Raw genomic sequence first — 21834 nt, 5'->3', positions numbered from 1 at the left:
CATGTACGTGGCCGTCAAGGGCGGGGAAACCGCCATCCTCAACAGCTACCGCCTGCTGGCCGAGCAGCGGCGCGGTGACCGTGCGTTGCCCGAGCTGTCGGTGGCGCAGATCCGCCAGCAGCTCAAGCTCTCGGTGGACCGTGTCATGACCGAGGGCTCGGTCTACGACCCCGAGCTGGCCGCGCTGGCCATCAAGCAGGCGGCGGGTGACCTGGTGGAAGCCATCTTCCTGCTGCGCGCCTACCGCGCCACGCTGCCGCGCCTGGGCAGCACCCTGCCGCTGGACACCGCGCGCATGGCGCTGGAGCGCCGCATCTCCGCCACCTTCAAGGACCTACCCGGCGGCCAGGTGCTGGGGCCGACCTACGACTACACCCAGCGCCTGCTGGACTTCACCCTGCTGGCCAACAGCCCGGACGCCCCGCGCAGCGACAGCGCCGCGCTCAAGGCCGAAGAAGGCGCCGTGCCGCGTGTGGTGGACCTGCTGAACCAGGAGGGCCTGATCGAGACCCGCCCCGTGCCGCCGGGCGACCCGGCGCCCATGGACCTGACGCGCGCGCCCCTGCGTTTCCCGGCCGACCGGGCCACCCGCCTGCAGAACCTGGCGCGCGGCGACGAAGGTTTCCTGCTGGCCATGGCCTATTCGACCCAGCGCGGTTATTCGCACAGCCACCCCTTCGTGGGCGAGATCCGGCTGGGGCAGGTGGCGCTGGAGATCGAACCGGAGGAGCTGGGTTTTGCCATCTCCATCGGCGACCTGGAGATCACCGAGTGCGAGATGGTCAACCAGTTCGCCGGCAGCAAGACCGAGCCGCCGCAGTTCACGCGCGGCTACGGCCTGGCCTTCGGCCACAGCGAGCGCAAGGCCATGGCCATGAGCCTGGTGGACCGCGCGCTGCGCGCCGAGGAGCTGGGCGAGCCGGTCGAGTCGCCGGCGCAGATGCAGGAGTTCGTGCTCTCGCACAGCGACAGCCTGGAGGCCTCGGGTTTCGTGCAGCACCTCAAGCTGCCGCATTACGTGGACTTCCAGTCCGAACTCGAACTGGTGCGCCGCCTGCGCGCCGCCGCGCCGCAGCCGGGCGCCGAAGGAGACCCCACATGAGCGCGCCGCAAGTCAATTTCGCTTACCTCGACGAGCGCACCAAGCGCATGATCCGCCGCGCCATCCTCAAGGCGGTGGCCATCCCCGGTTACCAGGTGCCTTTCGGCTCGCGCGAAATGCCGCTGCCCTACGGCTGGGGCACCGGCGGCATCCAGGTCACGGCGGCCGTCATCGGCCCGCAGGACGTGCTCAAGGTGATCGACCAGGGCTCGGACGACACGGTCAACGCGGTCAACATCCGGCGTTTCTTCGAGCGCACCACCGGCGTGGCCACCACCACGCGCACCACCGAGGCCACGCTGATCCAGACCCGCCACCGCATTCCCGAGACGCCGCTGCGCGAAGGCCAGCTCATGGTCTACCAGGTGCCGGTGCCCGAACCCATGCAGCGGCTGGAGCCGCGCGAGACCGAGACGCGCACCCTGCACGGCCTGGCCGAGTACGGCCTGATGCACGTGAAGCTGTACGAGGACATCGCGCGTTACGGCCACATCGCCACCACCTACGACTACCCGGTGCTGGTCAACGGGCGCTACATCATGGCGCCCTCGCCGATCCCGAAGTTCGACAACCCCAAGATGCACATGAGCCCGGCGCTGCAGCTGTTCGGTGCCGGGCGCGAGAAGCGCATCTACGCCGTGCCACCCTACACCGCGGTGGAAAGCCTGGGTTTCGAGGACCACCCCTTCGAGGTGCAGCGCTGGGACGCGGCCTGTGCGCTGTGCGGCGCCACCGACAGCTTTCTGGACGAGGTCATCACCGACGACGCCGGCAGCCGCATGCACGTGTGCTCGGACTCGGACTACTGCCAGTCGCGCCAGCCAGCCGTTGCTGACGTGACGCATGAAGCCACCGACAAGGAGCTGGCATGAGCATCGTCATGCGCCAGGCGCAGGCCGACGATCTGCCGGCCGTGCTGGCCTTGTATGCCCAGCCGGGCCTGGACAACGGCCGCGTGCTGGGCGAGGAGGAGGCGCGTGCGCTGTTGGCTGAATTCGCGCGTTACCCCAGCTACCGCCTCTTCGTCGCTTGCGACGAACGCGACGACGCCGTGGTCGGCAGTTATGCCCTGCTGGTCATGCACAACCTGGCCCACCGCGGCACGCCCTCGGCCATCGCCGAGGACGTGGTGGTGGCGCCGGACCGGCATGGCCAGGGCATAGGCCGGCAGATGATGGCCCACGCCGTGGCGCAGGCGCGTGCGGCTGGTTGCTACAAGCTGGCCCTGTCGTCCAACCGCAAGCGCCAGGCGGCGCATGCCTTCTATGAATCGCTCGGCTTTGCGCAGCATGGCCTGAGCTTCGTGATCGAAATATGAAACACCCCCGTTGCTTGCCCACTTCGTGTGGTCGCCTACGTGCCCCAGCCGGAGGCTGTGGCTCTTCGGTGCCGTCCAAACCTGCGCAGGCAGGTCTGGAGCCGCGGCACTCAGCCCCTCAAGGGGGCAACGCCAGTGGCCCGGCAAAGCCGGTTCCACGGCGTTCCCCGCTTAGACCGTCTCATGCGGTGCAACGTGCGCGCTGGAGTCACTGAAATGACAACGACAAATCTTCCCCTATTGCAGGTGCGCGGCATCGGCAAACGCTACGGCGAGCGCGTGGCGTTGCAGGACGCTTCCTTCGACCTCTGGCCCGGCGAGGTGCTGGCCGTGGTCGGCGAATCCGGCTCGGGCAAGTCGACCCTGCTCAACGCCGTGGCCGCGCGCAGCCAGCCCGATGCGGGCAGCGTGCTGTTCCAGTCCCGTGACGGCGCCGTGCAGGACGTGTTCGCCATGAGCGAGGCGCAGCGCCGCCTGCTGGCGCGCACCGACTGGGGCTTCGTGCACCAGAACGCGGCCGACGGCCTGCGCATGGACGTCTCGGCCGGTGCCAACGTGGGCGAGCGCCTGATGGGCCTGGGCGAGCGCCACTACGGCCGCCTGCGCGCCACCGCGCAGGAATGGCTGCAGCGCGTGGAGATCGACCCGGCGCGCATCGACGAGGCGCCGCGCGCCTACTCCGGCGGCATGCGCCAGCGCCTGCAGATCGCCCGCAACCTGGTCACGCAGCCGCGCCTGGTGTTCATGGACGAGCCGACCTCGGGGCTGGACGTCTCGGTGCAGGCGCGCCTGCTGGACATGCTGCGCCAGCTCACGCGCCAGATGCAGCTGGCCGTGATCATCGTCACGCACGACCTGGCCGTGGCGCGCCTGCTGGCGCACCGCATGATGGTCATGCAGCGCGGCCGCGTGGTCGAGGCCGGCCTGACCGACCAGTTGCTGGACGACCCGCAGCACCCCTACACCCAGCTTCTCGTCTCTTCGGTACTGCCGCCATGAACGCACCCCTGCTCCAGATGAAAGGGGTGGCCAAGCGCTTCACCCTGCACCACCAGAACGGCGTCGAGCTGCCCGTGCTCGACCAGGTCGATCTCAGCGTCGCCCCGGGCGAATGCATCGTGCTCGACGGCCCCTCGGGCATGGGCAAGAGCACCCTGCTCAAGCTGATCTATGCCAACTACCGTGCCAGCGCCGGCCGCATCACGGTGTCGCCGCCCGGTGCTGCCCCGGTGGAGATCACCGAGGCCACGCCGCGCGCGCTGGTGGATTTGCGCCGCCACACCATCGGCTACGTCAGCCAGTTCCTGCGCGTGATCCCGCGTGTGGGGGCGCTGGACGTGGTGGCCGAGCCGCTGGCCGAGGACGCCGGCGACGACGCGGTGGCCCTGGAGGCCGCGCGCGAGCAGGCAAGGCTGTGGCTGACGCGCCTGCGTATCCCCGAGCGCCTGTGGCACCTGCCGCCGGCCACCTTCTCGGGCGGTGAGCAGCAGCGCATCAACATCGCCCGCAACATGATCAAGCCGCGGCCGCTGCTGCTGCTGGACGAACCCACGGCCTCGCTCGATGCCGCCAACACCGCCACCGTGATCGAGCTGATCCACGAGGCGGTGGCCCGTGGCGCGGCGCTGGTGGGCATCTTTCACGACGCCGGTGTCGGCGCGCAGGTCGCCACCCGCCGCGTCAACGTCGCCGAATTCCGGAGAAACGCATGAACAGCCAGATCGTTTTCAAGAATGCCCGCCTGGTGCTGCCCGGTGAGGTGGTGCACGGCACGCTGGCCGTGGCCGACGGCCGCCTGGCCGGCTTCGACAGCGGCGGCAGCGCGGACCCGGCCGCCATCGACCTGGAGGGCGACTACCTGCTGCCCGGCCTGGTGGAGATGCACACCGACAACTTCGAGCGCCACCTGATGCCGAGGCCCAAGGTGCACTGGGCCGAGCTGCCCGCGCTGCTGGCGCACGACGCCGAAGTGGCCGCCGCCGGCATCACCACCGTGTTCGATGCGCTGGGCGTGGGCGAGGCCGATACCGACAGCCTGCGCGGCAGTGCCTGGGACCGGGTGCTGGCGACGATCGACACCGCCACCGCGCAGGACCTGCTGCGCGCCGACCACCACCTGCACGTGCGCTGCGAGCTGCCGGCGCCCAACACCATCGACCTCTTCAAGCCCTTCCAGGAGCACCCGCGCCTGTCGCTGATCTCGCTGATGGACCACACGCCGGGCCAGCGCCAGTGGGAGGACATCGAGCAGGCGCGCATCTACTACACCGGCAAGAAGGGCTGGAGCGGCGAGAAGTTCGAACGCCAGGTGGCGCACGCGGCCGAGTTGCAGGCGCAGTACGCCGAGCCGCACCGCGCCTACTTCGTCGACTACTGCCGCGCACACGGCATCGCCCTGGCCAGCCACGACGACACCACCGAGGCGCATGTGCGCCAGGCCCATGGCGAAGGCGCCAGCATGTCGGAGTTCCCGACCACGGTGGCGGCGGCGCGCACCGCGCACGAGCTCGGCCTGCTCACCGTGATGGGCGGGCCCAACGTGGTGCGCGGCGGCTCGCACTCGGGCAATGTGGCGGCGGCCGAGCTGGCGCGCCACGGCCTGCTCGACATCCTGTCCTCCGACTACGTGCCGGGCAGCATGCTGAGCGGCGTCATGCGCCTGGTGGACGAGGAGCTGATGACCCTGCCGCAGGCGGTGGCCACCGTCACGCGCAACCCGGCGCGGGCCACGGGCCTGCACGACCGGGGCGAGATCGCGCCCGGCCAGCGCGCCGATCTGGTGCAGATGCGCCTGGTGGACCTGCCCGGCGGCGCGCGCCAGGCCGTGGTGCGGGCGGTCTGGCGCGAGGGACGGCGCGTGATCTGAGCTGCCGCGAGGCCATGACGCACGCGTGCCCCGCGACTGTCAAAACCCTGTCACACACCGCTTCCACACTGCGCTGTCTAGACGACTTAACCAGGAGCCAATATGACTGCGGCACTCCACATCCGACAACTCAACAAGCACTTTGCCAATGGCCGGCATGCCCTGCGCGACATCAACCTGAGCGTGCAGCGCGGCGAGATGGTGGCACTGATCGGCGCGTCCGGCTCCGGCAAGTCCACCCTGCTGCGCCATGTGGCCGGCCTGGTGGCCGCCGATGGCGGCAGCGAATCCCTGATCGAGATCGACGGGCATTGCGTGCAGCAGGGCGGGCGCATCCACCGCGACATCCGCAAGGTCCGCGCCCAGGTGGGCTTCGTGTTCCAGCAGTTCAACCTGGTGGACCGCCTGCCGGTGCTGGTGAACGTGCTGGTCGGCCTGCTGCATCGCATCCCCTGCTGGCGCAGCTGGCTGCGCCTGTTCAGCCAGCAGGAGCGCAGCCAGGCGATCGAGGCGCTGGCGCGTGTCGGCATCGCCGACTGCCACGCGCAGCGCGCCTCCACGCTCTCCGGTGGCCAGCAGCAGCGTGCCGCCATCGCACGCACCCTGGTGCAGGGTGCCCGGGTGGTGCTGGCCGACGAGCCGATTGCCTCGCTCGATCCCGAATCGTCGCGCAAGGTCATGGAGATCCTGGCGCGCATCAACCGCGAGGACCGCTGCACCGTGATCGTCTCGTTGCACCAGGTCGACATGGCGCGCAAGTACTGCCCCCGCGTGGTGGCGCTGCACCAGGGCCAGGTGGTGTTCGACGGCCCCTCCTCGGCCCTGACGCCGGCCCTGCTGCGCGATCTGTACGGCGTGCAGGCCGACGAAATCCTCACTGGCACACCGCCCACCCAAGACGCAGCCCCCGCGGCGCCGGCCATGCCCTGGGTACCCCCCCTGGCGCAGGCCGCATGAATTTCCCCAACCCCACCCTGGAGTCACAACCATGATCAAAAAGATTTTTGCCCGCACTGCGGCCGCCCTCGCCCTGGGCCTGGCCGGCACGGGTGTGCTGGCGCAAGACATCAACTTCGGCATCATCTCGACCGAATCGACGCAGAACCTCAAGGCCGACTGGCAGCCGCTGATCGACGACATGAGCCGCCAGACCGGCCTGAAGGTCACGGCCTTTTACGCGCCCGACTATGCCGGCATCATCGAAGGCATGCGCTTCAACAAGGTGCACCTGGGCTGGTTCGGCAACAAGTCGGCCATGGAGGCGGTGGACCGCGCCAGCGGCGAAGTGTTCGCGCAGATGGTCAATGCCGACGGTACGCAAGGCTACTACTCGCACCTGATCGTGCACCGCGACAGCCCGATCAACAGCCTGGACGACGTGCTCAAGGGCGGCAAATCCCTGAGCTTCAGCAACGGCGATCCCAACTCCACCTCGGGTTTCCTGGTGCCGGGCTTCTACGTCTTCGCGCAGAACAAGATCGACCCCAAGACCCACTTCCGGATCACGCGCAACGCCAACCACGAGACCAATGCCCTGGCCGTGGCCAACAAGCAGGTCGATGTGGCGACCAACAACAGCGAGAACATGGAGAAGATCCAGAACCGCTATCCCGAGAAGTTCAAGGACATCAAGATCGTCTGGACGTCGCCGCTGATCCCGCTGGACCCCCTGGTCATGCGCAAGGACCTGCCCGAGGCGACCAAGGCCAAGCTGAAGAACTTCTTCTACAACTACGGCAAGACCGACGCGCGCGAAAAGCAGATCATCATGAAGATCTCCAAGCTGTCGGGTTTCAAGGAATCGAGCAACGCCCAGCTGATCCCGATCCGCCAGCTGGATCTGTTCGGCCAGCGTAACAAGGTCGAAGTGGATGCCAACCTCGGCGATGCCGACAAGAAGAGCCGTCTGGCCGACATCGACAAGAAGCTGGCTGCCCTGAAATGAACCTCAGCACGTCCTTGCCGGTGCCGCCGCAACTCAAGCGCAGCCTGAGCTGGCATCTGTCCTGGGTCGTGCTGCTGGCCGTGCTGGCGGCTTCCTGGAGCGGCGCCGACATGCGCCCGCTTGACCTGCTGCGCGACTCCGGCAACATGGCCACCTACGCGGCCGAGTTCTTTCCGCCGAACTTCTCGCAATGGCAGCTGTACGTGCAGGAGATGGTCGTCACCCTGCAGATCGCCCTCTGGGGTACGGCGCTGGCCGTGGTGACGGCGGTGCCCATGGCGCTGCTGGCCTCGGCCAACATCGTGCCGTGGTGGGTCTACCAGCCCATGCGCCGGCTCATGGACGGCTGCCGCGCCATCAACGAGATGGTGTTCGCCATGCTGTTCGTGGTGGCCGTCGGCCTGGGGCCTTTTGCCGGTGTGCTGGCACTGTGGATCCATACCACGGGTGTGCTGGCCAAGCTGTTCTCGGAGGCGGTGGAGGCCATCGACCCGCAACCGGTCGAGGGCATCCGCTCCACCGGTGCCAGCGCCCTGCACGAAATCGTCTACGGCGTCATCCCGCAGGTCATGCCCCTGTGGATCTCGTACACGCTCTACCGCTTCGAATCGAACGTGCGCTCGGCCTCCGTGGTCGGCATGGTCGGCGCCGGTGGCATCGGTGTGGTGCTGTGGGAGATCATCCGCGGCTTCCAGTACGCCGAAACCTGCGCCGTGATGCTGATCATCATCGTCACCGTCAGTGCGATCGACCTGGTGTCGGCGCGTATCCGCAAACTCCTCGTCTGATATCACCATGGCCCTCGACCACTCCGACCTCCAGCACCTGCTCACCACCCGCGGCCAGTCGCAATACGGCCGCGAGGCCGTCAACCAGCTCGAACACGCCCTGCAGTGCGCCCAGCTGGCCGAGCAGGCCGGGGAAACGCCCGAGACCATCGTGGCGGCTTTGCTGCACGACCTCGGCCACCTGCTGGCGGCGCAGCGCGAGGGCCTGGCCGACCACGGGCAGGACAAGGACGATCTGCACCAGTACATCGCCCTGCCTTTCCTGCGCGATCTGCTGCCCGACGCCGTGCTGGAGCCGATCCGCCTGCACGTCGACGCCAAGCGCTACCTGTGCGCGACCGAGTCGGGTTACTGGGAAGCGCTGTCGCTGGCCTCCAAGCACAGCCTCGAACTGCAGGGCGGTACCTATTCCGAACCCGAGGCGCAGGTCTTCATGGCGCAGCCCTATGCGGCCGAGGCCGTGCGCCTGCGCCGTTACGACGACCTGGCCAAGGTGCCGCAGAAGGCCACACCGCCGCTGGATCACTATCTGGGCATCCTGGCCGCCGTCTCCAGCGTCAGGCACTGACCGGTGCCGGGTGGCTCCACCCGGTTGGTCAGCCCGGATGCCGCCTTCAGGTATCAGATAAAGATACTTCGAAGGCAATATTAAAAGACTTGTACTGGAAACAGCCCCCATTCGAGGGGCTGCCTCGCACACTGACTGCATGTTCAACCACCCGAAGGGGTCATACATGCAAGTGCTCATCCACCGCGATTCCAAAGCCTGGTCCCTCCAGGTCTGGGTTTCCTTCCTGCTGGCCGTTTTCCTCTGCGGCGTGGGCCTGGCCTGGCTGCCGGGCAAGGACCTGGACCGCGCCTTCATGGTCATGGGTTATTTCTTCTGCCTCTCGGCCGCCTTCGTGCTGGCCAAGTTCGTGCGTGACAACGAGAAGGCCGAAGCCGAAGGCAAGGCGGCCGATTCGCCCATGTTCAAGTTCGTGGTCTGGATCGGCTTCTTCCTGGCCATGGCGCTCACGGGCTGGGGCCTGCTGCGCATGGAGATCAGCGAGACCTACAAGGCCTTCCTGGGCGTGAGCTGGCTCTACCTGATCACCACCACCTTCACGCTGGCCAAGACCCTGCGCGACAAGCACGAAGCCGACCTGGCCGAAGCCCGCCTGGATGGCCGCCGTAGCGCCATGCGCGGCGAATGAATGACACCACGACACCAGGAGTCATCATGAAACAACGTTTTGTATCTCTGGCTTTGACCATCGCTGTCGCACTGTGCAGCGTGGCCAGCCTGCCGGCCCGTGCTCACACCGAAGCTTCGGCGCTCAGCACGCTCTCGGCCCTGCCCGTCGCCTCGGTCGTGGTGGTGGGCAGCGCAGCGGCCGCTGCGGTGGTGATGGTGCCGGTGGCGCTGTCGGTCACCGGCGCGGTGCTGGTGGTGAAGACGGTGGAGTCCACCGCGCGCGGCACCCTCTATGTGCTGGAGCGCGCCTCGGACGGCGCGGTGGCCAGCATCGAGATCGTGGGCAAGGGCTTGGGCGCCTCCGTGGTCGGCGTGGGCACGGTGCTGGCCGTGAGCGTGATCGGCGCCGGTGTGGTGCTGTCGGTAGCGGGTGAGGCCATCGCCTTCATTCCCAATGCGCTGGGCCGGGCCCTGCTGCACAACGAGCGGGTGGCCTTATGAGCGGGGCAGGGATGAAATGCCTGCGCGGCGTGCTGGCGGCCGTGTTGCTCGGTGCTGCGCTGGCCGCCACACCCGCCCACGCTGGCCGCAGCTGCGAAAACCGCCCCCTGCGGGCCATCACCGTGGAGCGTGGCCTGACCCTGGCCGAGCGCACGCTGCAGGCACTCGATGCCAGCGGCGCGCAGGTGGTGCTGCTGGCGCGGGCCGGTCAGGATTTGAGCAAATACGGCCTGCGCTGGTCGCACCTGGGTTTTGCCTACAAGCAGCCGGACGGGCAGGGCGGCCACGTCTGGCGTGTGCTGCACAAGCTCAACCACTGCGGCACGCAGGAGGCGGCGATCTACCGCCAGGGCCTGGGCGAGTTTTTCCTGGACGACCTCTGGCGCCTGGAAGCGGCCTGGGTCGTGCCCGTGCCGGAAGTGCAGGCGAAACTCCACGCCCTGCTGCAACACGAGCAACGCGCCATTGCGCTGCACCACCGGCCCTACAACATCGTGAGCTACCCCTGGAGCCAGAAGTACCAGCAGAGCAACCAGTGGGCCATCGAGACGCTGGCCGCAGCCATGGAGCCCACGGTCTATTCGCGCGAACGCGCGCAGGCCTGGCTGCAGTTCAAGGGCTACCAGCCCAGCGTGCTGACCATCCGGCCGCTCACCCGCCTGGGGGCCCGGGTGGGCGCGGCCAACGTGGCCTTCGACGACCACCCCAGCGAGAAACGCTACAGCGACCGCATCGAGACCGTGACGGTGGACTCGGTCTTCAGCTGGCTGCAGCGCGCCCAACTGGGCGGGGCGCCCGTGGTGCTGCGTTACTGAGGCGCGGCCATGCTGCAGAATGCACGCACATCACAAGACAGACCAGGGAGTGAGACCATGCAATTTCCGCTGATGTTCGCCCTCACGGGCACGGTGCAGGGCTGGGTGCTCTGGTGGTTGTGGCGGTCCTTCGAGGACAAGGCCTGGCCGGCCACCGAGCCCATGCTGCTCACCGGCCTGCTCTACGCCGCGCTGGCCGTGCCGCTGGTGATCTACTTCACGCAGAACGTGGAGCACCTGCCGCGCACGGCGCGGCGCGCGGCGGTGGCGCTGTATGCGCTGCTCTACGCAGCCCTGGGAGCCGGCGCGGCCTGGGCCGCCGGCGTGACGGGAGTGGCCACGGGCGTGCGTTTCACCGACGGGCTGGCCGCGCTGGTGCTGGGTTTCGTCAGCCTGGGCCTGCTCTGCGGTTTCGACTTCGAGGCGCGGCGCTGGCGCTACGAGCGCCTGTTCCACTACGCCTGGCGCAACGGCATCCTGCTGGCCACGGCCTGGGCCATGGTGGGCATCGTCTGGCTGGTGCTGTTTGCCGGCGCGGGGCTGATGTCGCTGATCGGCGTGACGTGGGTGATGGAGATGATCCGCAAGCCGGTTTTCATCTTCCCGGTCACGGGCCTGGTGGCGGCGGGCGCTTTTGCGCTGGGGCTGGCGCGCGCGAGCATGACCGAGACCATCCGCCGCTTCACCCTGTCGATCTCCGCCTGGCTGCTGCCGCTGGTGCTGTTCTTCGCCGTGCTGTGGGTGCTGGCCCTGCCTTACACGGGGCTCGATCCGCTGTTCAGGACGCGCAGCGCCGCGCTCATGATGCTGGCCTTCACGGCCCTGGCGGTGGCGTTTGCCAACTGCGCCTACCAGGACGGTGAGCAGCCCTGGCCCTATCCCGCTTGGCTGAGCCGCGCCACGCAGCTCGCCTGGCTGGCGCTGGTGGTGGTGGCGGGTGTGGCCTGGTGGGCGCTGGGCCTGCGCGTGGCGCAGCATGGCTGGTCCGAAGACCGCCTGTGGGCCGCGCTGGTGGCCACGCAGGCCAGCGTCTATGCGGTGGGCTACGCGCTCTCGTGGTTCAGGCCCGAGCGCTGGATGCGCGCCATGGCACCCACCAACATCGCTGCTGCACTGCTGCTGTGTGTGAGCCTGCTGGTCTACCTGGCGCCGCCCACGCATGTGCGGCGCGTGGCCGTGGCCGCGCACCTGGCCCATGTGCAGCAGAAGCAGGGCCAGCAGGAGCCCGACTGGGTCTACCTGCGCTGGGACTCGGGGCGTTTCGGCCGCGAGGCGCTGCAGGCCATGGCGGCCGGGCAGGGCGTGCCGGCCGGCCAGGCCTGGGCCCAGCAGGCGGCGCGTCTGCAGGCGCAGACCAGCCGCTACGACCAGCGGCCCCAGGTGCTGATGAGCGAGCAGCAGCTGCAGGAGAAGTTCAGGGTCTACCCGCCGGGACGCAGCCTGCCGCAGAGTTTCCTGCGGTATGCGCAGGGCCAGCACCAGCCCTGGGAGCTGCAGCGCTGCTACAAGTCGAAGGACAACTGCCCGGTCTGGCTGGGCGATCTCAACGGCGATGGGCAGGACGAGCTGCTGCTCTTCGTCAACGGCTGGAACGGCACGGTGTTCATGCCCGCGGGGGACGGCTGGCGCCAGGCGGGTAACTTCAGGGCCCCCGGTGCCACGGGCAAGTTCGACCCGGCGCAGTTGGAGGGCGCGCAGAGGGTCGCGCCCTTGTGGCAGGACCTGCAGGTGCAGGGCCAGCGCCTGCGCATCCAGCTCAACAACTGAGGCGGGTCTAAGATAGCTGACCGGAATAGCCAGGCGGAGCAGGCCCCTCATGCAGATTGTGATCATCGACGACGTGGAAGCGAACCTGCTCCTGCTGCGGCATTTCATCACCCAGCTGGGCGAGGCGCACGAGGTGCGCGCCTACACCGACCCGCTGCAGGCGCTGGCCCATTGCCAGGCGTTGGCACCCGACCTGGTGATCGTGGACTACATGATGCCGCAGCTCGATGGTGTCGAATTCATCCAGCGCTTTCGGGCCACCCCGGGGCGGGCCGACATTCCCCTGCTGATGGTGACGGCCAACGACGAGATGGACGTGCGCTACCGGGCGCTGGAGGGCGGCGCCAACGACTTCCTGACCAAGCCGCTGGACCGCATCGAGTTCAAGGCGCGCATGCGCAACATGCTGGCGCTGCGCGCGAACCAGAAACGCCTGGAAGACCGCGCCAGCTGGCTGGCCGAGGAAGTGCTCAAGGCGACCGACGAGATCGTGCGGCGCGAACGCGAGACCATCCTGCGCCTGTCGCGCGCGGCCGAATTCCGCGACCCGGAGACGGGCGACCACATCCAGCGCATGGCGCACTACTCCTGGATGATCGCCGTGCGTATGGGCCTGCCGCTGGAACAGCAGCAGCTGATCCTGGAGGCCGCGCCCATGCACGACGTCGGCAAGGTCGGCATCCCGGACCACATCCTGCTCAAGCCCGGCAAGCTGGACGAGGCGGAGTTCGCCATCATGAAGCAGCACCCGGTGATCGGGCACAGCATCCTCTCGGGCAGCAGCTCGCCGCTCTTGCAGATGGCGTCGGACATCGCGCTGAGCCACCACGAGAAATACGACGGCAGCGGCTACCCGCTGGGCCTGAAGGCGGACGCCATTCCGGTGGTGGGCCGCATCGTGGCCGTGGCCGATGTGTTCGACGCGCTGACCTCGGCCCGGCCTTACAAGCCGGCCTGGGAGATGGAGCGCGCCGTGCAGCTGCTGCGCGATCAGCGCGGCCTGCATTTCGACCCGGCCTGCGTCGATGCCTTCCTGGGCCAGCTGGACGACGTGCAATCGGTGCGCCAGCGCTTCGCCGCCGAGCACTGAGAGGACTTCAGGCTGGCTTGGCCATGAATTCGACCAGGGCCTGGTCGAGCTGCTGCAGGTGGTTTTCCAGCGGGGGCAGCAGGGGCGCGGCCTCGGCGGCCGTGCCCTTGGCGCCCAGCAGTTCCAGCTGGCGTGCCAGGGCCTCGGCCGGTGCCGCGCCGAAATTGCCCAGCAGGCCGCGCAGGGCGTGGGCGGTGTGCTGCAGCTGCCGGGCGTCGCTGCGCGCCAGCGCCTCCTGCAGGCTGCGCAGCTGCACCGGCCAGTTCTGGCGGTAGGCGTCGGCAATGATGCGCACCACCACGGGGTCGGCCTGGGCCAGCGCCTGCCGGTAGTCGAAGGCCGACGTGCTGGCGGGGGCCGGGTCTGCGGCGCTGGGGGCCGGCGCGGCCGGGGCCACGGTTTCACCGGCCAGCACGGCGTGCAACTCACGCGGCTTGATGGGTTTGGCGAGGTAGCCGTTCATGCCGCTGGCCAGGCAGCGTTCGCGGTCTTCGGGCAGCACATTGGCCGTGAGGGCGACGATGCGCACGTGGTAGCCGCTGCGCTGTTCCTCCTCACGGATGCGGCGCGTGGCCTGCAGGCCGTCGAGCACGGGCATCTGCATGTCCATCAGGATGAGGTCGTAGGGCGGGTCGGCGTGGGTGGCCATGAAAACGGCCTGCTCACCGTTGTGCGCGAGGTCCACGCGGTGGCCTTCGCGTTCGAGCAGCTTAAGCGCGAGCTTCTGGTTGACCTCGTTGTCCTCGGCCAGCAGGATGTTGAGCCCGGCCTCTTCCGCGCCGGCCAGCGGGCCGGGCGCCGTCAGCGGCATGATGTCGCTGTTGTGTTCCTCCTCGTCGATGCCGAAGACGGCATGGAAATGGAAGGTGCTGCCCCGGCCTGCCGCGCTGCGCACACCGATCTCCCCGCCCATGGCGTGCACCAGCTTCTTGCAGATGGCCAGGCCCAGGCCGGTGCCGCCGAAGTGGCGCGTGATGGAGGCGTCGGCCTGGGTGAAGGGGTCGAAGATCGCCTGCTGCTTGGCGGGCTCGATGCCGATGCCCTGGTCCTGCACCTCGAAGCGCAGCACCACCTGGCCGGCGCGGAACTGCTGGCGCAGCACGCGCACGGTGACGGCGCCCTGCGGGCTGAACTTGATGGCGTTGCCCACCAGGTTGACCAGTACCTGGCGCAGGCGGCCCGGGTCGCCCACGAGGTAGGCCGGCACGTCCTCGCCGGGTTCGTAGACCAGCTTGAGCCCTTTCTGGCGGGCCTGGCTGTCCAGGCTGTTGAGCGTGCCGCGCACCAGCGGGTGCAGGCGGAAAGGGCGCGGGTCCAGGGTGAGCTGGCCGGCCTCGATCTTGGAGAAATCCAGGATGTCGTTGATGATGGCCAGCAGCGCGTCGGCCGACTTGCGCACCATGTTCAGGTACTCGCGCTGCTCGGGGGTGAGCGGGGTTTCCAGCGCCAGGCCGGTCATGCCGATGATGCCGTTCATGGGCGTGCGGATCTCGTGGCTCATGACGGCGAGGAACTCGCCCTTGGCGCGGTTGGCGCCCTCGGCCGCCTGCTTGGCCTCCTGCAGCGCCAGGCGGTCGGCCTCGCGCTCCTGCACCACCTTGAGCACCAGGCGCGAGAGCGCGGCGATGTCCATGTTCTGCATGACTGGTGCCGCCGGTGCATCGGGCATGAGATTGGCCAGCGCGCGGCGCAGGGTGGCCAGTGCCTGTTCACGCTGCTTGAGTTCCAGGCGCAGGCTGCCCGAGACATGCTGCAGGGTCTCGAAGGTGGGGCGGAATTCCACCGGCACCGCCTGTACCAGCTGGCTGGCCAGCGCCTCGAACTGCGCCGAGCCGTTCGCGGCCGTGGTGTCCAGGCGGCGCAGCGAGGCCAGCCAGCGGCGCAGGCCCAGCCAGATCAATGCCAGACCGCCCAGCAGGCTGGCCAGCGCCAGGCCGATCGCTACCTGCAGCTGCTCCCACAACTGCTGCGCCACGGCGTCCACATCGTGGCTCAGGCGCAGACTGCCGTGGCTGCGCCCACCCTCGTTCAGCGGACGGCTCAGATCCGACAGCAGGGCCCCGACCTCGTCGCGCAGCCAGCCCGGGGCGCCAGCCGGCGGCCGTGCCGGGTTCTCGCTGCGCAGGACCAGACCCTGGGGGTCGATGTAGACGACAGAAGCCACCGGCGCCTGCTGCACGGCGCGCTGCAGCGCGCGCTGCAAGGCCGGGGCGTCGCCCTGGATCGCGAGGTCGATCAGCCGCGGGGCGGTGGCTTCGGCCAGCAGGGCCACAGCCTGGCGCGAGGTTTCGATGTCCTGCCGGAACTGGTGGTTGAAGAACAGCCACAGGCTGGTGCTGCCCAGCAGCAGCATGATGGCCGTGTACAGGGAAAAGACGCGCGCGACCAGCGAGTTGGGCAGCAGGCGGTGGAAGGACAGGGCCATGCGGGCTCAGCCTCGGGGCGTCATGCGAGGGCCGGCCGTCTGCGCGGGGCCGCAGCGTGCTGGCGGGTGGAGGGCGACGAGGGCATGGGCTGGGTTTCTCGGACCGACGGGCTCAGCAAGCTTACTGCATGGCCCGGCGGTGCTGCGTTGCCCGGACGTGGCCGTGCAGTTTCCGAGGGTGTTCCATTCAAGGCAAGCTGTAGGGAATTGCAGCCGCCTGATGCGCACAGCCGCGGCCGCATGGGTTATCTTCAAGGCTCAACTCCTCTCCGCCCATGCCCCACGACGTCAGCCTCATCGCCACCATCGCCACCGGTTTCGGCCTGGCGATGATCCTGGGCCTGCTGGCCAGCCAGCTCAGGATGCCGCCGCTGGTGGGTTACCTGCTGGCCGGTGTGGTGATCAGCCCGGCCACGCCGGGTTTCGTGGGTGATATCGGCCTGGCCGGGCAGCTGGCCGAGATCGGCGTGATGCTGCTGATGTTCGGTGTCGGTCTGCATTTCTCCCTGCGCGAGCTGCTGGCGGTGCGGCGCATCGCCGTGCCGGGAGCCATCGTGCAGATCGGCGTGGCGGTGGTCCTGGGCATGGGGGCGAGTTTGGCCTGGGGCTGGCACTGGGGCGGGGCGCTGATCTTTGGCCTGTGCCTGTCGGTGGCCAGCACGGTGGTGCTCTTGCGCGCGCTGGAGGCCAAGGGCCTGCTCGACAGCATCAACGGGCGCATTGCGGTGGGCTGGCTGGTGGTGGAAGACCTGGTCATGGTGCTGGTGCTCGTGCTGGTGCCGGCGCTGGCCGGTGTCATGAGCGAGGCAGGCGCCGGGCAGGCGGCCGACACTGGCGAACTCTGGACCACCATGGGCCTGACGCTGGCCAAGGTGGCGGCCTTCATCGCCGTGATGCTGGTGGTGGGGCGGCGCGTGTTCCCCAAGTTGCTGTGGTGGGTGGCGCGCACCGGCTCGCGCGAGCTGTTCACGCTGTGCGTGGTGTCTGCGGCCATCGGCGTGGCCTTCGGCGCGGCCCTGCTGTTCGACGTGTCCTTCGCGCTGGGCGCCTTCTTCGCCGGCATGATGATGCGCGAGTCCGAGTACAGCCACCGCGCGGCCGACGAATCGCTGCCGCTGCGCGACGCCTTCGCCGTGCTGTTTTTCGTCTCGGTGGGCATGCTGTTCGACCCGGCCGTGCTCTGGCAGCAGCCGCTCAAGGTGCTGGCGGTGGTGGCCATCATCATGGTGGGCAAGACGCTGGCGGCCATCGGCCTGGTGCTGCTGTTCCGTTACCCGCTCAACACCGCGCTGACCATCGGCGCCAGCCTGGCGCAGATCGGCGAGTTCTCCTTCATCCTGGCCGGCATGGGTGTGGCCCTGCAGCTGATGCCGGCCGAAGGCCAGAGCCTGGTGCTGGCCGGCGCGCTGATCTCGATCGCGGCCAACTCGGCCCTCTTTGCCGCCATCGGGCCGCTGCAGCAGTGGCTGCGCCAGCGTTCCGAGCTGGTGCGCCGTTTCGAGCAGCGCGACGACCCGCTGGCCGAGCTGCCCATGTCCACCGATCCGAAACAGCTGACCGGGCAGGTGGTGCTGGTGGGTTACGGCAGCGTGGGCCGGCGCATGGCGGTCGAGCTGGCCGCGCAGCAGATCCCCTTTGTCGTGGCCGAGCAGAACCGCGAACTGGTGGAGGACTTGCGGCGCCAGAACATCCCCGCCGTGTGCGGCGACGCGGCCGAGCCCGAGGTGCTGATCCAGGCGCACATTGCGCGCGCCGCCATGCTGGTCATCACGCCGCCCGACTCCATGCGCGCGCGTCGCATGGTGGAGACCGCGTGGGCGCTCAACCCCAAGGTCGAGGTGCTGCTGCGCACCCTGAGCGAGGACGAGGCCGTGCTCCTGCGCCAGGAAGGCCTGGGCATGGTTTTCCTGGGCAAGGAAGAACTGTCGCGCAGCATGAGCACCCAGGTGCTGGACCGCATGCGCCCGCACCACGGCACGGTGAACCTGCGCAGCTGAGGCCGGGCCCGGGCTGCGGGTAAGATGAATCCAATCATTCCGGAGGACCTGCACATGACCTCGACCCAGCCCCATTGGCGTTTCTTCCGTGCCGGCGGTTTTGACCAGGTCCGCCTGGACACCGCGGCCGAACTGCTCAACATCGGCCAGCTCGACCAGAAGCTCTGGGTGGCCCTGTCCTGCCCGGTCAAGGGCATCGAGTTCGATGCCCGCACCCTGGCCTTCGTGGACAGCGATGCCGACGGCCAGGTCCGCGCACCCGAGCTGATCGCCGCCGTGGCCTGGGCCGGTGCGCGCCTGAAGGACAGCGAGGTGCTGGCGCAGAAGCTGCCGGGCGTGCCTTTTTCTGCCATCCGCGACGATGACGCCGAGGGTGCCGCCATCGCCGCCGCCGCGCGCGAGCTGCTGGCCGACATCGGCAGCGGCGACGGTCTGGTGACGGTGGAAGCAGCCAACGCTGCACAGGCCCGCCACGCGCAGCGCGCACAGGCCGCCTGGGAGGCTGCCGGTGCCGCCGCCCGCCCGCTGGGCGACGCCACTGCTGCGGCGCACGAGGCCCTGGCCGCCGTGGCCGAGAAGGTGGAAGACTGGTTCGTGCGCTGCCGCCTGGCCGCCTATGACGGACGCGCCGGCGCGGCCCTCAATGCCGCCGATGCGACGCTGGCCGCACTCGGTGGCGCGACCTTGAAGACCGATGCCGAGAGCATTGCCGCGCTGCCGCTGGCGCACGTGCAGGCCGGTGCGGCACTGCCGCTGGGCACCGGGCTCAACCCGGCCTGGGCGGCGCGTTTGGCCACCCTGCACCAGGCCGCCATCCAGCCGCTGCTGGGCGAGCGCGCGCTGTTGACCGAGGCCGACTGGAAGGCGCTGAAAGACAAGCTCGCACCCTATGCCGCCTGGCTGGCCGCCAAACCCGATGCCGCGGCCGAGGTCGATGGCGTGCGCCAGCTGGAGAAGCTGGCGCATTACGTGCGCGACCTGCTGGCCCTGGCCAACAACTTCGTGGCCTTCCGCGATTTCTACACCCGCCAAGGCAAAGCCACCTTCCAGGTCGGCACGCTCTACCTGGACGGCCGCTCGGCCGAACTCTGCGTGGCCGTCAACGACGCGGGCCGCCATGCGACCCTGGCCACGCTCTCGCGCATGTGCCTGGTCTATTGCGATTGCGTGCGCGGCGCCGAGAAGCTCAGCGTGGCCGCGGCCTTCACGGCCGGCGACTCGGACCAGCTCATGGTCGGGCGCAACGGCGTGTTCTATGACCGCCAGGGCCGCGACTGGGACGCCACCATCGCCAAGATCGTCGACCACCCGATCAGCCTGCGCCAGGCCTTCTGGTCGCCCTACAAACGGCTGGCCCGTTTTGTCGGCGAGCAGCTGCAGAAGATCGCCGCCAGCAAGGCCAAGGCCTCGGACGAGAAGCTCACTACCGCTGTGGTGGATGGCAGCAAGAAGGTGGCCGCTGCCCCCGCGGCGCCGGCAACGCCCCCGCCGCCTTTCGACGTGGGCAAGTTCGCCGGCATCTTTGCCGCCATCGGCCTGGCCGTGGGCGCCATCGGCACGGCCCTGGCCTCGGTGCTGGTCGGCCTGCTGGCGCTCAAGTGGTGGCAGGTGCCCATTGCGCTGGCCGGCCTGATGCTGGCCATCTCCGGCCCGGCCGTCATCCTGGCCTGGTTCAAGCTGCGCAGCCGCAACCTGGGCCCCATCCTGGACGCCAATGGCTGGGCCATCAATGCGCGCGCCAAGATCAACATTCCCTTCGGCACCTCGCTGACCCAGGTGGCGCACCTGCCGCCCAATGCCGAGCGCGCGCTCACCGATCCCTACGCCGAGAAGAAGAAACCCTGGGCCCTGTACTTCGGCATCGTGGCCGTGGCCCTGCTGGCAGCCTTTGCGTGGGTGCTTAGGGATCAGTGGCGTTGAGTTGAGTCGCCTCAGTCCTTGGGGGCCGGCTCGCTGCCGGCCTTCATTTCCCGGGTGACAGCCCGCAGGAAGTCCAGCTGCTTGCCGTAGTTGCGGCAGCCTACACACATGAACAGATGCAGGCGTAGCGGCAGGCGCTCGCCCAGCGCGAGCGGGCGGTCCTGCGCCTCGGACATGAGGTGGCTGGCCTGTTTGCAGTTCAGCATGTCTTTTCTCCTTCGGTGAACCAGCCGCGTTGCAGGCACAGGCGCAGCGCATTGCGTGCCCGGTGCAGGATGACGTTGCAGTTGCTCACCGTGATGCCCAGTTCCTGGCAGACCTCGGGCGTTTCGAAATCGAGAAATTCGCGCATCATGAAAACGCGCGCCGTGTTCTCGGGCAGGTGGGTCAGGCAGGCCTCGAACACGCCCCAGAAATGCTGCTGGCGCAGGGCCGCTTCGGGGCTGCCCCAGTCGCGCGGGCGCGAGGCCGGGGTCCAGTGCGCGTTCTCGCGGAACAGGGTTTCGAAAGTCTCGTCCAGGCTCTGCTCACCGTCGGAGAAGGACGAGACATTGGTGCTGCGGCTCTGCTGGCGGATGACGTCCACGATCTTGTTGCGCAGGATGCCGAAGACCCATGTCTTGGCCTGGGCCCGGCCGGCGAACTGCTGGGCATTGGCCAGCGCGGCCAGCAGGGCTTCCTGCACTGCGTCTTCGGCGGCGGCCGCGTCGCGCAACTGCAGACGCGCGAAGCGCAGCATGTCGGTGCGGATGGCGGCCAGGTCGGCAGGGGCTATGGTGAGGGGTAGGGTGAGGGCCATGTCCATTCCTAACCTTGGTCGCGCCTGAGTCCGGTTTTCTTACAGGCTCATACGCCGCGGGCCCGCTCCGCATGGAACTGGGCCACGAAGGCGCCAAAGCTGCCGGCGTCCAGCGCGGCGCGTACCTCGCGCATCAGGTTCAGGTAGTAATGCAGGTTGTGCACCGTGGCCAGCATGGGGCCCAGCATTTCGCCGCAACGGTCCAGGTGGTGCAGGTAGGCGCGGCTGAAACCTTCGCGCCCGCCCTGCAGGTAGGGCACACCGGAGTTGCCGGCGCAGGCGTAGCAGCTGCAGGTCTCGTCCAGGGGGCGCTCGTCGCTCTTGTGGCGCGCGTTGCGGATCTTGAGGTCGCCAAAACGCGTGAACAGGTGACCGTTGCGCGCATTGCGCGTGGGCATGACGCAGTCGAACATGTCGATGCCGTGCTGCACCCCGTAGACCAGGTCTTCCGGCGTGCCCACGCCCATCAGGTAATGCGGCTTGTGCGCCGGCAGCCGCGGGCCGACGTGGCGCATCAGGCGCTGCATGTCGTCCTTGGGCTCGCCCACGCTGACACCGCCCACGGCGATGCCGGGGAAGTCCAGCTCCTCCAGCGCGGCCAGCGATTCGTCGCGCAGGCTCTCGTACATGCCGCCCTGCACGATGCCGAACAGGGCGTTGGGGTTCTCCAGCCGCTCGAACTCGGTCTTGCAGCGTCGGGCCCAGCGCAGGCTGAGCTCCATGGAGACGCGCGCCTCGCGCTCGGTGGTCAGCTGGCCCTTGGTCTTGGGCTCCAGCGAGACATAGGGCGTGCACTCGTCGAACTGCATGACGATGTCGCTGTTGAGCACGGTCTGGATCTGCATCGAGACCTCGGGCGTGAGGAAAAGCTTGTCGCCGTTGACCGGCGAGGAGAAGCGCACGCCCTCTTCGGAGATCTTGCGCATCTCGCCCAGCGACCAGACCTGGAAACCGCCCGAATCGGTGAGGATGGGTTTGCCCCAGTTCTCGAAGCGGTGCAGGCCGCCGAAGGTTTTCATCACGTCCAGGCCCGGGCGCATCCACAGGTGGAAGGTGTTGCCCAGGATGATCTGCGCGCCCATGTCTTCCAGGCTCTTGGGCATCACGCCCTTGACCGTGCCGTAGGTGCCCACGGGCATGAAAACCGGGGTCTCGACCACACCGTGGTTGAGGGTGAGGCGGCCGCGGCGCGCGTGGCCGTCGGTCTTGAGGAGTTCGAATTTGAGCATGGTGAGGGTAGGGTCTGTTCACACCAATTTCTCAAGATGCGTTGCGGATCAAAAAAGTCATGCGGTAGGCGCGTGGACGCCGCCGGGGTAGGCCC

At 68.5% G+C, this 21834-nt stretch carries 21 protein-coding genes; 17 read left to right on the top strand and 4 right to left on the bottom strand.

The genetic code is table 11. The annotated features are described in order from the left end of the window. Window position 1: 1 nt before the first annotated feature. From HTY51_RS15005 to HTY51_RS14935, 15 genes are all read left to right on the top strand, one after another. Window positions 2-1102 carry a carbon-phosphorus lyase complex subunit PhnI gene (locus tag HTY51_RS15005; protein WP_174253474.1) on the top strand — a complete coding sequence of 367 codons (1101 nt, stop codon included), beginning with the start codon at window positions 2-4 and terminating at the stop codon, window positions 1100-1102. Further along, entirely contained in the window at window positions 1099-1974 is an 876-nt protein-coding gene (locus HTY51_RS15000) for an alpha-D-ribose 1-methylphosphonate 5-phosphate C-P-lyase PhnJ (protein WP_174253473.1), read from the top strand. The genes HTY51_RS15005 and HTY51_RS15000 overlap by 4 nt, the downstream gene beginning before the upstream one ends. Beyond that, window positions 1971-2420: a GNAT family N-acetyltransferase gene (locus tag HTY51_RS14995; RefSeq protein ID WP_174253472.1), complete on the top strand. Its 450-nt coding sequence runs from the start codon at window positions 1971-1973 to the stop codon at window positions 2418-2420. Before HTY51_RS15000 ends, HTY51_RS14995 begins: the two co-directional genes overlap by 4 nt. A gap of 216 nt (window positions 2421-2636) precedes the next feature. Continuing rightward, the gene (phnK, locus tag HTY51_RS14990) at window positions 2637-3419 is read left to right on the top strand and encodes a phosphonate C-P lyase system protein PhnK (protein ID WP_174253471.1); all 783 of its coding nucleotides are present in this window, start codon (window positions 2637-2639) and stop codon (window positions 3417-3419) included. Further along, window positions 3416-4132, top strand: coding sequence for a phosphonate C-P lyase system protein PhnL (phnL, locus tag HTY51_RS14985; protein WP_174253470.1), 717 nt, complete (start codon window positions 3416-3418; stop codon window positions 4130-4132). The genes phnK and phnL overlap by 4 nt, the downstream gene beginning before the upstream one ends. Beyond that, complete coding sequence (locus HTY51_RS14980; protein ID WP_174253469.1) at window positions 4129-5286, top strand: alpha-D-ribose 1-methylphosphonate 5-triphosphate diphosphatase; 1158 nt, start codon at window positions 4129-4131, stop codon at window positions 5284-5286. The genes phnL and HTY51_RS14980 overlap by 4 nt, the downstream gene beginning before the upstream one ends. A 102-nt stretch (window positions 5287-5388) precedes the next feature. Next, window positions 5389-6243: a phosphonate ABC transporter ATP-binding protein gene (phnC, locus tag HTY51_RS14975; protein ID WP_174253468.1), complete on the top strand. Its 855-nt coding sequence runs from the start codon at window positions 5389-5391 to the stop codon at window positions 6241-6243. 31 nt (window positions 6244-6274) lie between these two features. After that, window positions 6275-7231 carry a phosphonate ABC transporter substrate-binding protein gene (gene phnD / locus HTY51_RS14970; protein WP_174253467.1) on the top strand — a complete coding sequence of 319 codons (957 nt, stop codon included), beginning with the start codon at window positions 6275-6277 and terminating at the stop codon, window positions 7229-7231. After that, window positions 7228-8019 carry a phosphonate ABC transporter, permease protein PhnE gene (phnE, locus tag HTY51_RS14965; protein WP_174253466.1) on the top strand — a complete coding sequence of 264 codons (792 nt, stop codon included), beginning with the start codon at window positions 7228-7230 and terminating at the stop codon, window positions 8017-8019. Before phnD ends, phnE begins: the two co-directional genes overlap by 4 nt. A gap of 7 nt (window positions 8020-8026) precedes the next feature. Beyond that, the gene (locus HTY51_RS14960) at window positions 8027-8587 is read left to right on the top strand and encodes a phosphonate degradation HD-domain oxygenase (RefSeq protein WP_174253465.1); all 561 of its coding nucleotides are present in this window, start codon (window positions 8027-8029) and stop codon (window positions 8585-8587) included. A gap of 166 nt (window positions 8588-8753) precedes the next feature. Then, window positions 8754-9215, top strand: a complete 462-nt coding sequence (locus HTY51_RS14955) for a YiaA/YiaB family inner membrane protein (RefSeq protein ID WP_174253464.1) — start codon at window positions 8754-8756, stop codon at window positions 9213-9215. A 26-nt stretch (window positions 9216-9241) separates the two neighbouring features. Continuing rightward, window positions 9242-9697 (top strand): hypothetical protein, encoded by a 456-nt coding sequence (locus HTY51_RS14950; RefSeq protein WP_174253463.1) that lies wholly within the window; start codon window positions 9242-9244, stop codon window positions 9695-9697. Window positions 9698-9708: 11 nt separating this feature from the next. Beyond that, complete coding sequence (locus HTY51_RS14945) at window positions 9709-10512, top strand: DUF2145 domain-containing protein (RefSeq protein WP_174253462.1); 804 nt, start codon at window positions 9709-9711, stop codon at window positions 10510-10512. A gap of 57 nt (window positions 10513-10569) precedes the next feature. Further along, a complete protein-coding gene (locus tag HTY51_RS14940; RefSeq protein ID WP_174253461.1) occupies window positions 10570-12279 on the top strand; it encodes a DUF4153 domain-containing protein in 1710 nt (569 codons plus the stop codon). Window positions 12280-12328: 49 nt separating this feature from the next. Next, the gene (locus tag HTY51_RS14935; protein WP_174253460.1) at window positions 12329-13369 is read left to right on the top strand and encodes an HD-GYP domain-containing protein; all 1041 of its coding nucleotides are present in this window, start codon (window positions 12329-12331) and stop codon (window positions 13367-13369) included. 7 nt (window positions 13370-13376) lie between these two features. Here HTY51_RS14935 and HTY51_RS14930 read toward each other — a convergent pair whose 3' ends face one another. Continuing rightward, entirely contained in the window at window positions 13377-15794 is a 2418-nt protein-coding gene (locus tag HTY51_RS14930; RefSeq protein WP_174253459.1) for an ATP-binding protein, read from the bottom strand. Window positions 15795-16069: 275 nt separating this feature from the next. On the opposite strand from HTY51_RS14930, the gene ybaL reads away from it, so the two are divergent. Then, window positions 16070-17791, top strand: coding sequence for a YbaL family putative K(+) efflux transporter (gene ybaL / locus HTY51_RS14925; protein ID WP_174253458.1), 1722 nt, complete (start codon window positions 16070-16072; stop codon window positions 17789-17791). A gap of 54 nt (window positions 17792-17845) precedes the next feature. Continuing rightward, window positions 17846-19711 (top strand): hypothetical protein, encoded by a 1866-nt coding sequence (locus HTY51_RS14920; RefSeq protein WP_174253457.1) that lies wholly within the window; start codon window positions 17846-17848, stop codon window positions 19709-19711. 11 nt (window positions 19712-19722) lie between these two features. Here HTY51_RS14920 and HTY51_RS14915 read toward each other — a convergent pair whose 3' ends face one another. Genes HTY51_RS14915 through tgt form a run of 3 tightly spaced genes read right to left on the bottom strand, consistent with a single transcriptional unit; the run spans window position 19723 to window position 21739 of the window. Continuing rightward, window positions 19723-19917, bottom strand: a complete 195-nt coding sequence (locus tag HTY51_RS14915) for a zf-HC2 domain-containing protein (RefSeq protein ID WP_174253456.1) — start codon at window positions 19915-19917, stop codon at window positions 19723-19725. Beyond that, window positions 19911-20510 carry a sigma-70 family RNA polymerase sigma factor gene (locus HTY51_RS14910; protein WP_174253455.1) on the bottom strand — a complete coding sequence of 200 codons (600 nt, stop codon included), beginning with the start codon at window positions 20508-20510 and terminating at the stop codon, window positions 19911-19913. The genes HTY51_RS14915 and HTY51_RS14910 overlap by 7 nt, the downstream gene beginning before the upstream one ends. Window positions 20511-20557: 47 nt before the next feature. Beyond that, window positions 20558-21739 carry a tRNA guanosine(34) transglycosylase Tgt gene (gene tgt / locus HTY51_RS14905; RefSeq protein ID WP_174253454.1) on the bottom strand — a complete coding sequence of 394 codons (1182 nt, stop codon included), beginning with the start codon at window positions 21737-21739 and terminating at the stop codon, window positions 20558-20560. Between the last annotated feature and the right edge of the window lie 95 nt (window positions 21740-21834).

The sequence above is a fragment of the Rhodoferax sp. BAB1 genome (genome assembly GCF_013334205.1).
In the GTDB taxonomy this organism is placed as follows: domain Bacteria; phylum Pseudomonadota; class Gammaproteobacteria; order Burkholderiales; family Burkholderiaceae_C; genus Hylemonella.
The sequence above is the reverse complement of the archived record's forward strand: the minus strand, read 5'-3'. Positions and strand labels throughout refer to the sequence as shown.

What these genes read in the sequence shown, in the direction of transcription:
- HTY51_RS14930 (WP_174253459.1), bottom strand. Translation starts at nt 15,794, where the DNA reads ATGGCCCTGTCCTTCCACCGCCTGCTGCCCAACTCGCTGGTCGCGCGC.
- HTY51_RS14915 (WP_174253456.1), bottom strand. Translation starts at nt 19,917, where the DNA reads ATGCTGAACTGCAAACAGGCCAGCCACCTCATGTCCGAGGCGCAGGAC.
- phnC (WP_174253468.1), top strand. Translation starts at nt 5,389, where the DNA reads ATGACTGCGGCACTCCACATCCGACAACTCAACAAGCACTTTGCCAAT.
- phnK (WP_174253471.1), top strand. Translation starts at nt 2,637, where the DNA reads ATGACAACGACAAATCTTCCCCTATTGCAGGTGCGCGGCATCGGCAAA.
- HTY51_RS14955 (WP_174253464.1), top strand. Translation starts at nt 8,754, where the DNA reads ATGCAAGTGCTCATCCACCGCGATTCCAAAGCCTGGTCCCTCCAGGTC.
- tgt (WP_174253454.1), bottom strand. Translation starts at nt 21,739, where the DNA reads ATGCTCAAATTCGAACTCCTCAAGACCGACGGCCACGCGCGCCGCGGC.
- HTY51_RS14995 (WP_174253472.1), top strand. Translation starts at nt 1,971, where the DNA reads ATGAGCATCGTCATGCGCCAGGCGCAGGCCGACGATCTGCCGGCCGTG.
- HTY51_RS15005 (WP_174253474.1), top strand. Translation starts at nt 2, where the DNA reads ATGTACGTGGCCGTCAAGGGCGGGGAAACCGCCATCCTCAACAGCTAC.
- phnE (WP_174253466.1), top strand. Translation starts at nt 7,228, where the DNA reads ATGAACCTCAGCACGTCCTTGCCGGTGCCGCCGCAACTCAAGCGCAGC.
- HTY51_RS14950 (WP_174253463.1), top strand. Translation starts at nt 9,242, where the DNA reads ATGAAACAACGTTTTGTATCTCTGGCTTTGACCATCGCTGTCGCACTG.
- HTY51_RS15000 (WP_174253473.1), top strand. Translation starts at nt 1,099, where the DNA reads ATGAGCGCGCCGCAAGTCAATTTCGCTTACCTCGACGAGCGCACCAAG.
- HTY51_RS14980 (WP_174253469.1), top strand. Translation starts at nt 4,129, where the DNA reads ATGAACAGCCAGATCGTTTTCAAGAATGCCCGCCTGGTGCTGCCCGGT.
- HTY51_RS14935 (WP_174253460.1), top strand. Translation starts at nt 12,329, where the DNA reads ATGCAGATTGTGATCATCGACGACGTGGAAGCGAACCTGCTCCTGCTG.
- HTY51_RS14945 (WP_174253462.1), top strand. Translation starts at nt 9,709, where the DNA reads ATGAAATGCCTGCGCGGCGTGCTGGCGGCCGTGTTGCTCGGTGCTGCG.
- HTY51_RS14920 (WP_174253457.1), top strand. Translation starts at nt 17,846, where the DNA reads ATGACCTCGACCCAGCCCCATTGGCGTTTCTTCCGTGCCGGCGGTTTT.
- HTY51_RS14960 (WP_174253465.1), top strand. Translation starts at nt 8,027, where the DNA reads ATGGCCCTCGACCACTCCGACCTCCAGCACCTGCTCACCACCCGCGGC.
- HTY51_RS14940 (WP_174253461.1), top strand. Translation starts at nt 10,570, where the DNA reads ATGCAATTTCCGCTGATGTTCGCCCTCACGGGCACGGTGCAGGGCTGG.
- HTY51_RS14910 (WP_174253455.1), bottom strand. Translation starts at nt 20,510, where the DNA reads ATGGCCCTCACCCTACCCCTCACCATAGCCCCTGCCGACCTGGCCGCC.
- ybaL (WP_174253458.1), top strand. Translation starts at nt 16,070, where the DNA reads ATGCCCCACGACGTCAGCCTCATCGCCACCATCGCCACCGGTTTCGGC.
- phnL (WP_174253470.1), top strand. Translation starts at nt 3,416, where the DNA reads ATGAACGCACCCCTGCTCCAGATGAAAGGGGTGGCCAAGCGCTTCACC.
- phnD (WP_174253467.1), top strand. Translation starts at nt 6,275, where the DNA reads ATGATCAAAAAGATTTTTGCCCGCACTGCGGCCGCCCTCGCCCTGGGC.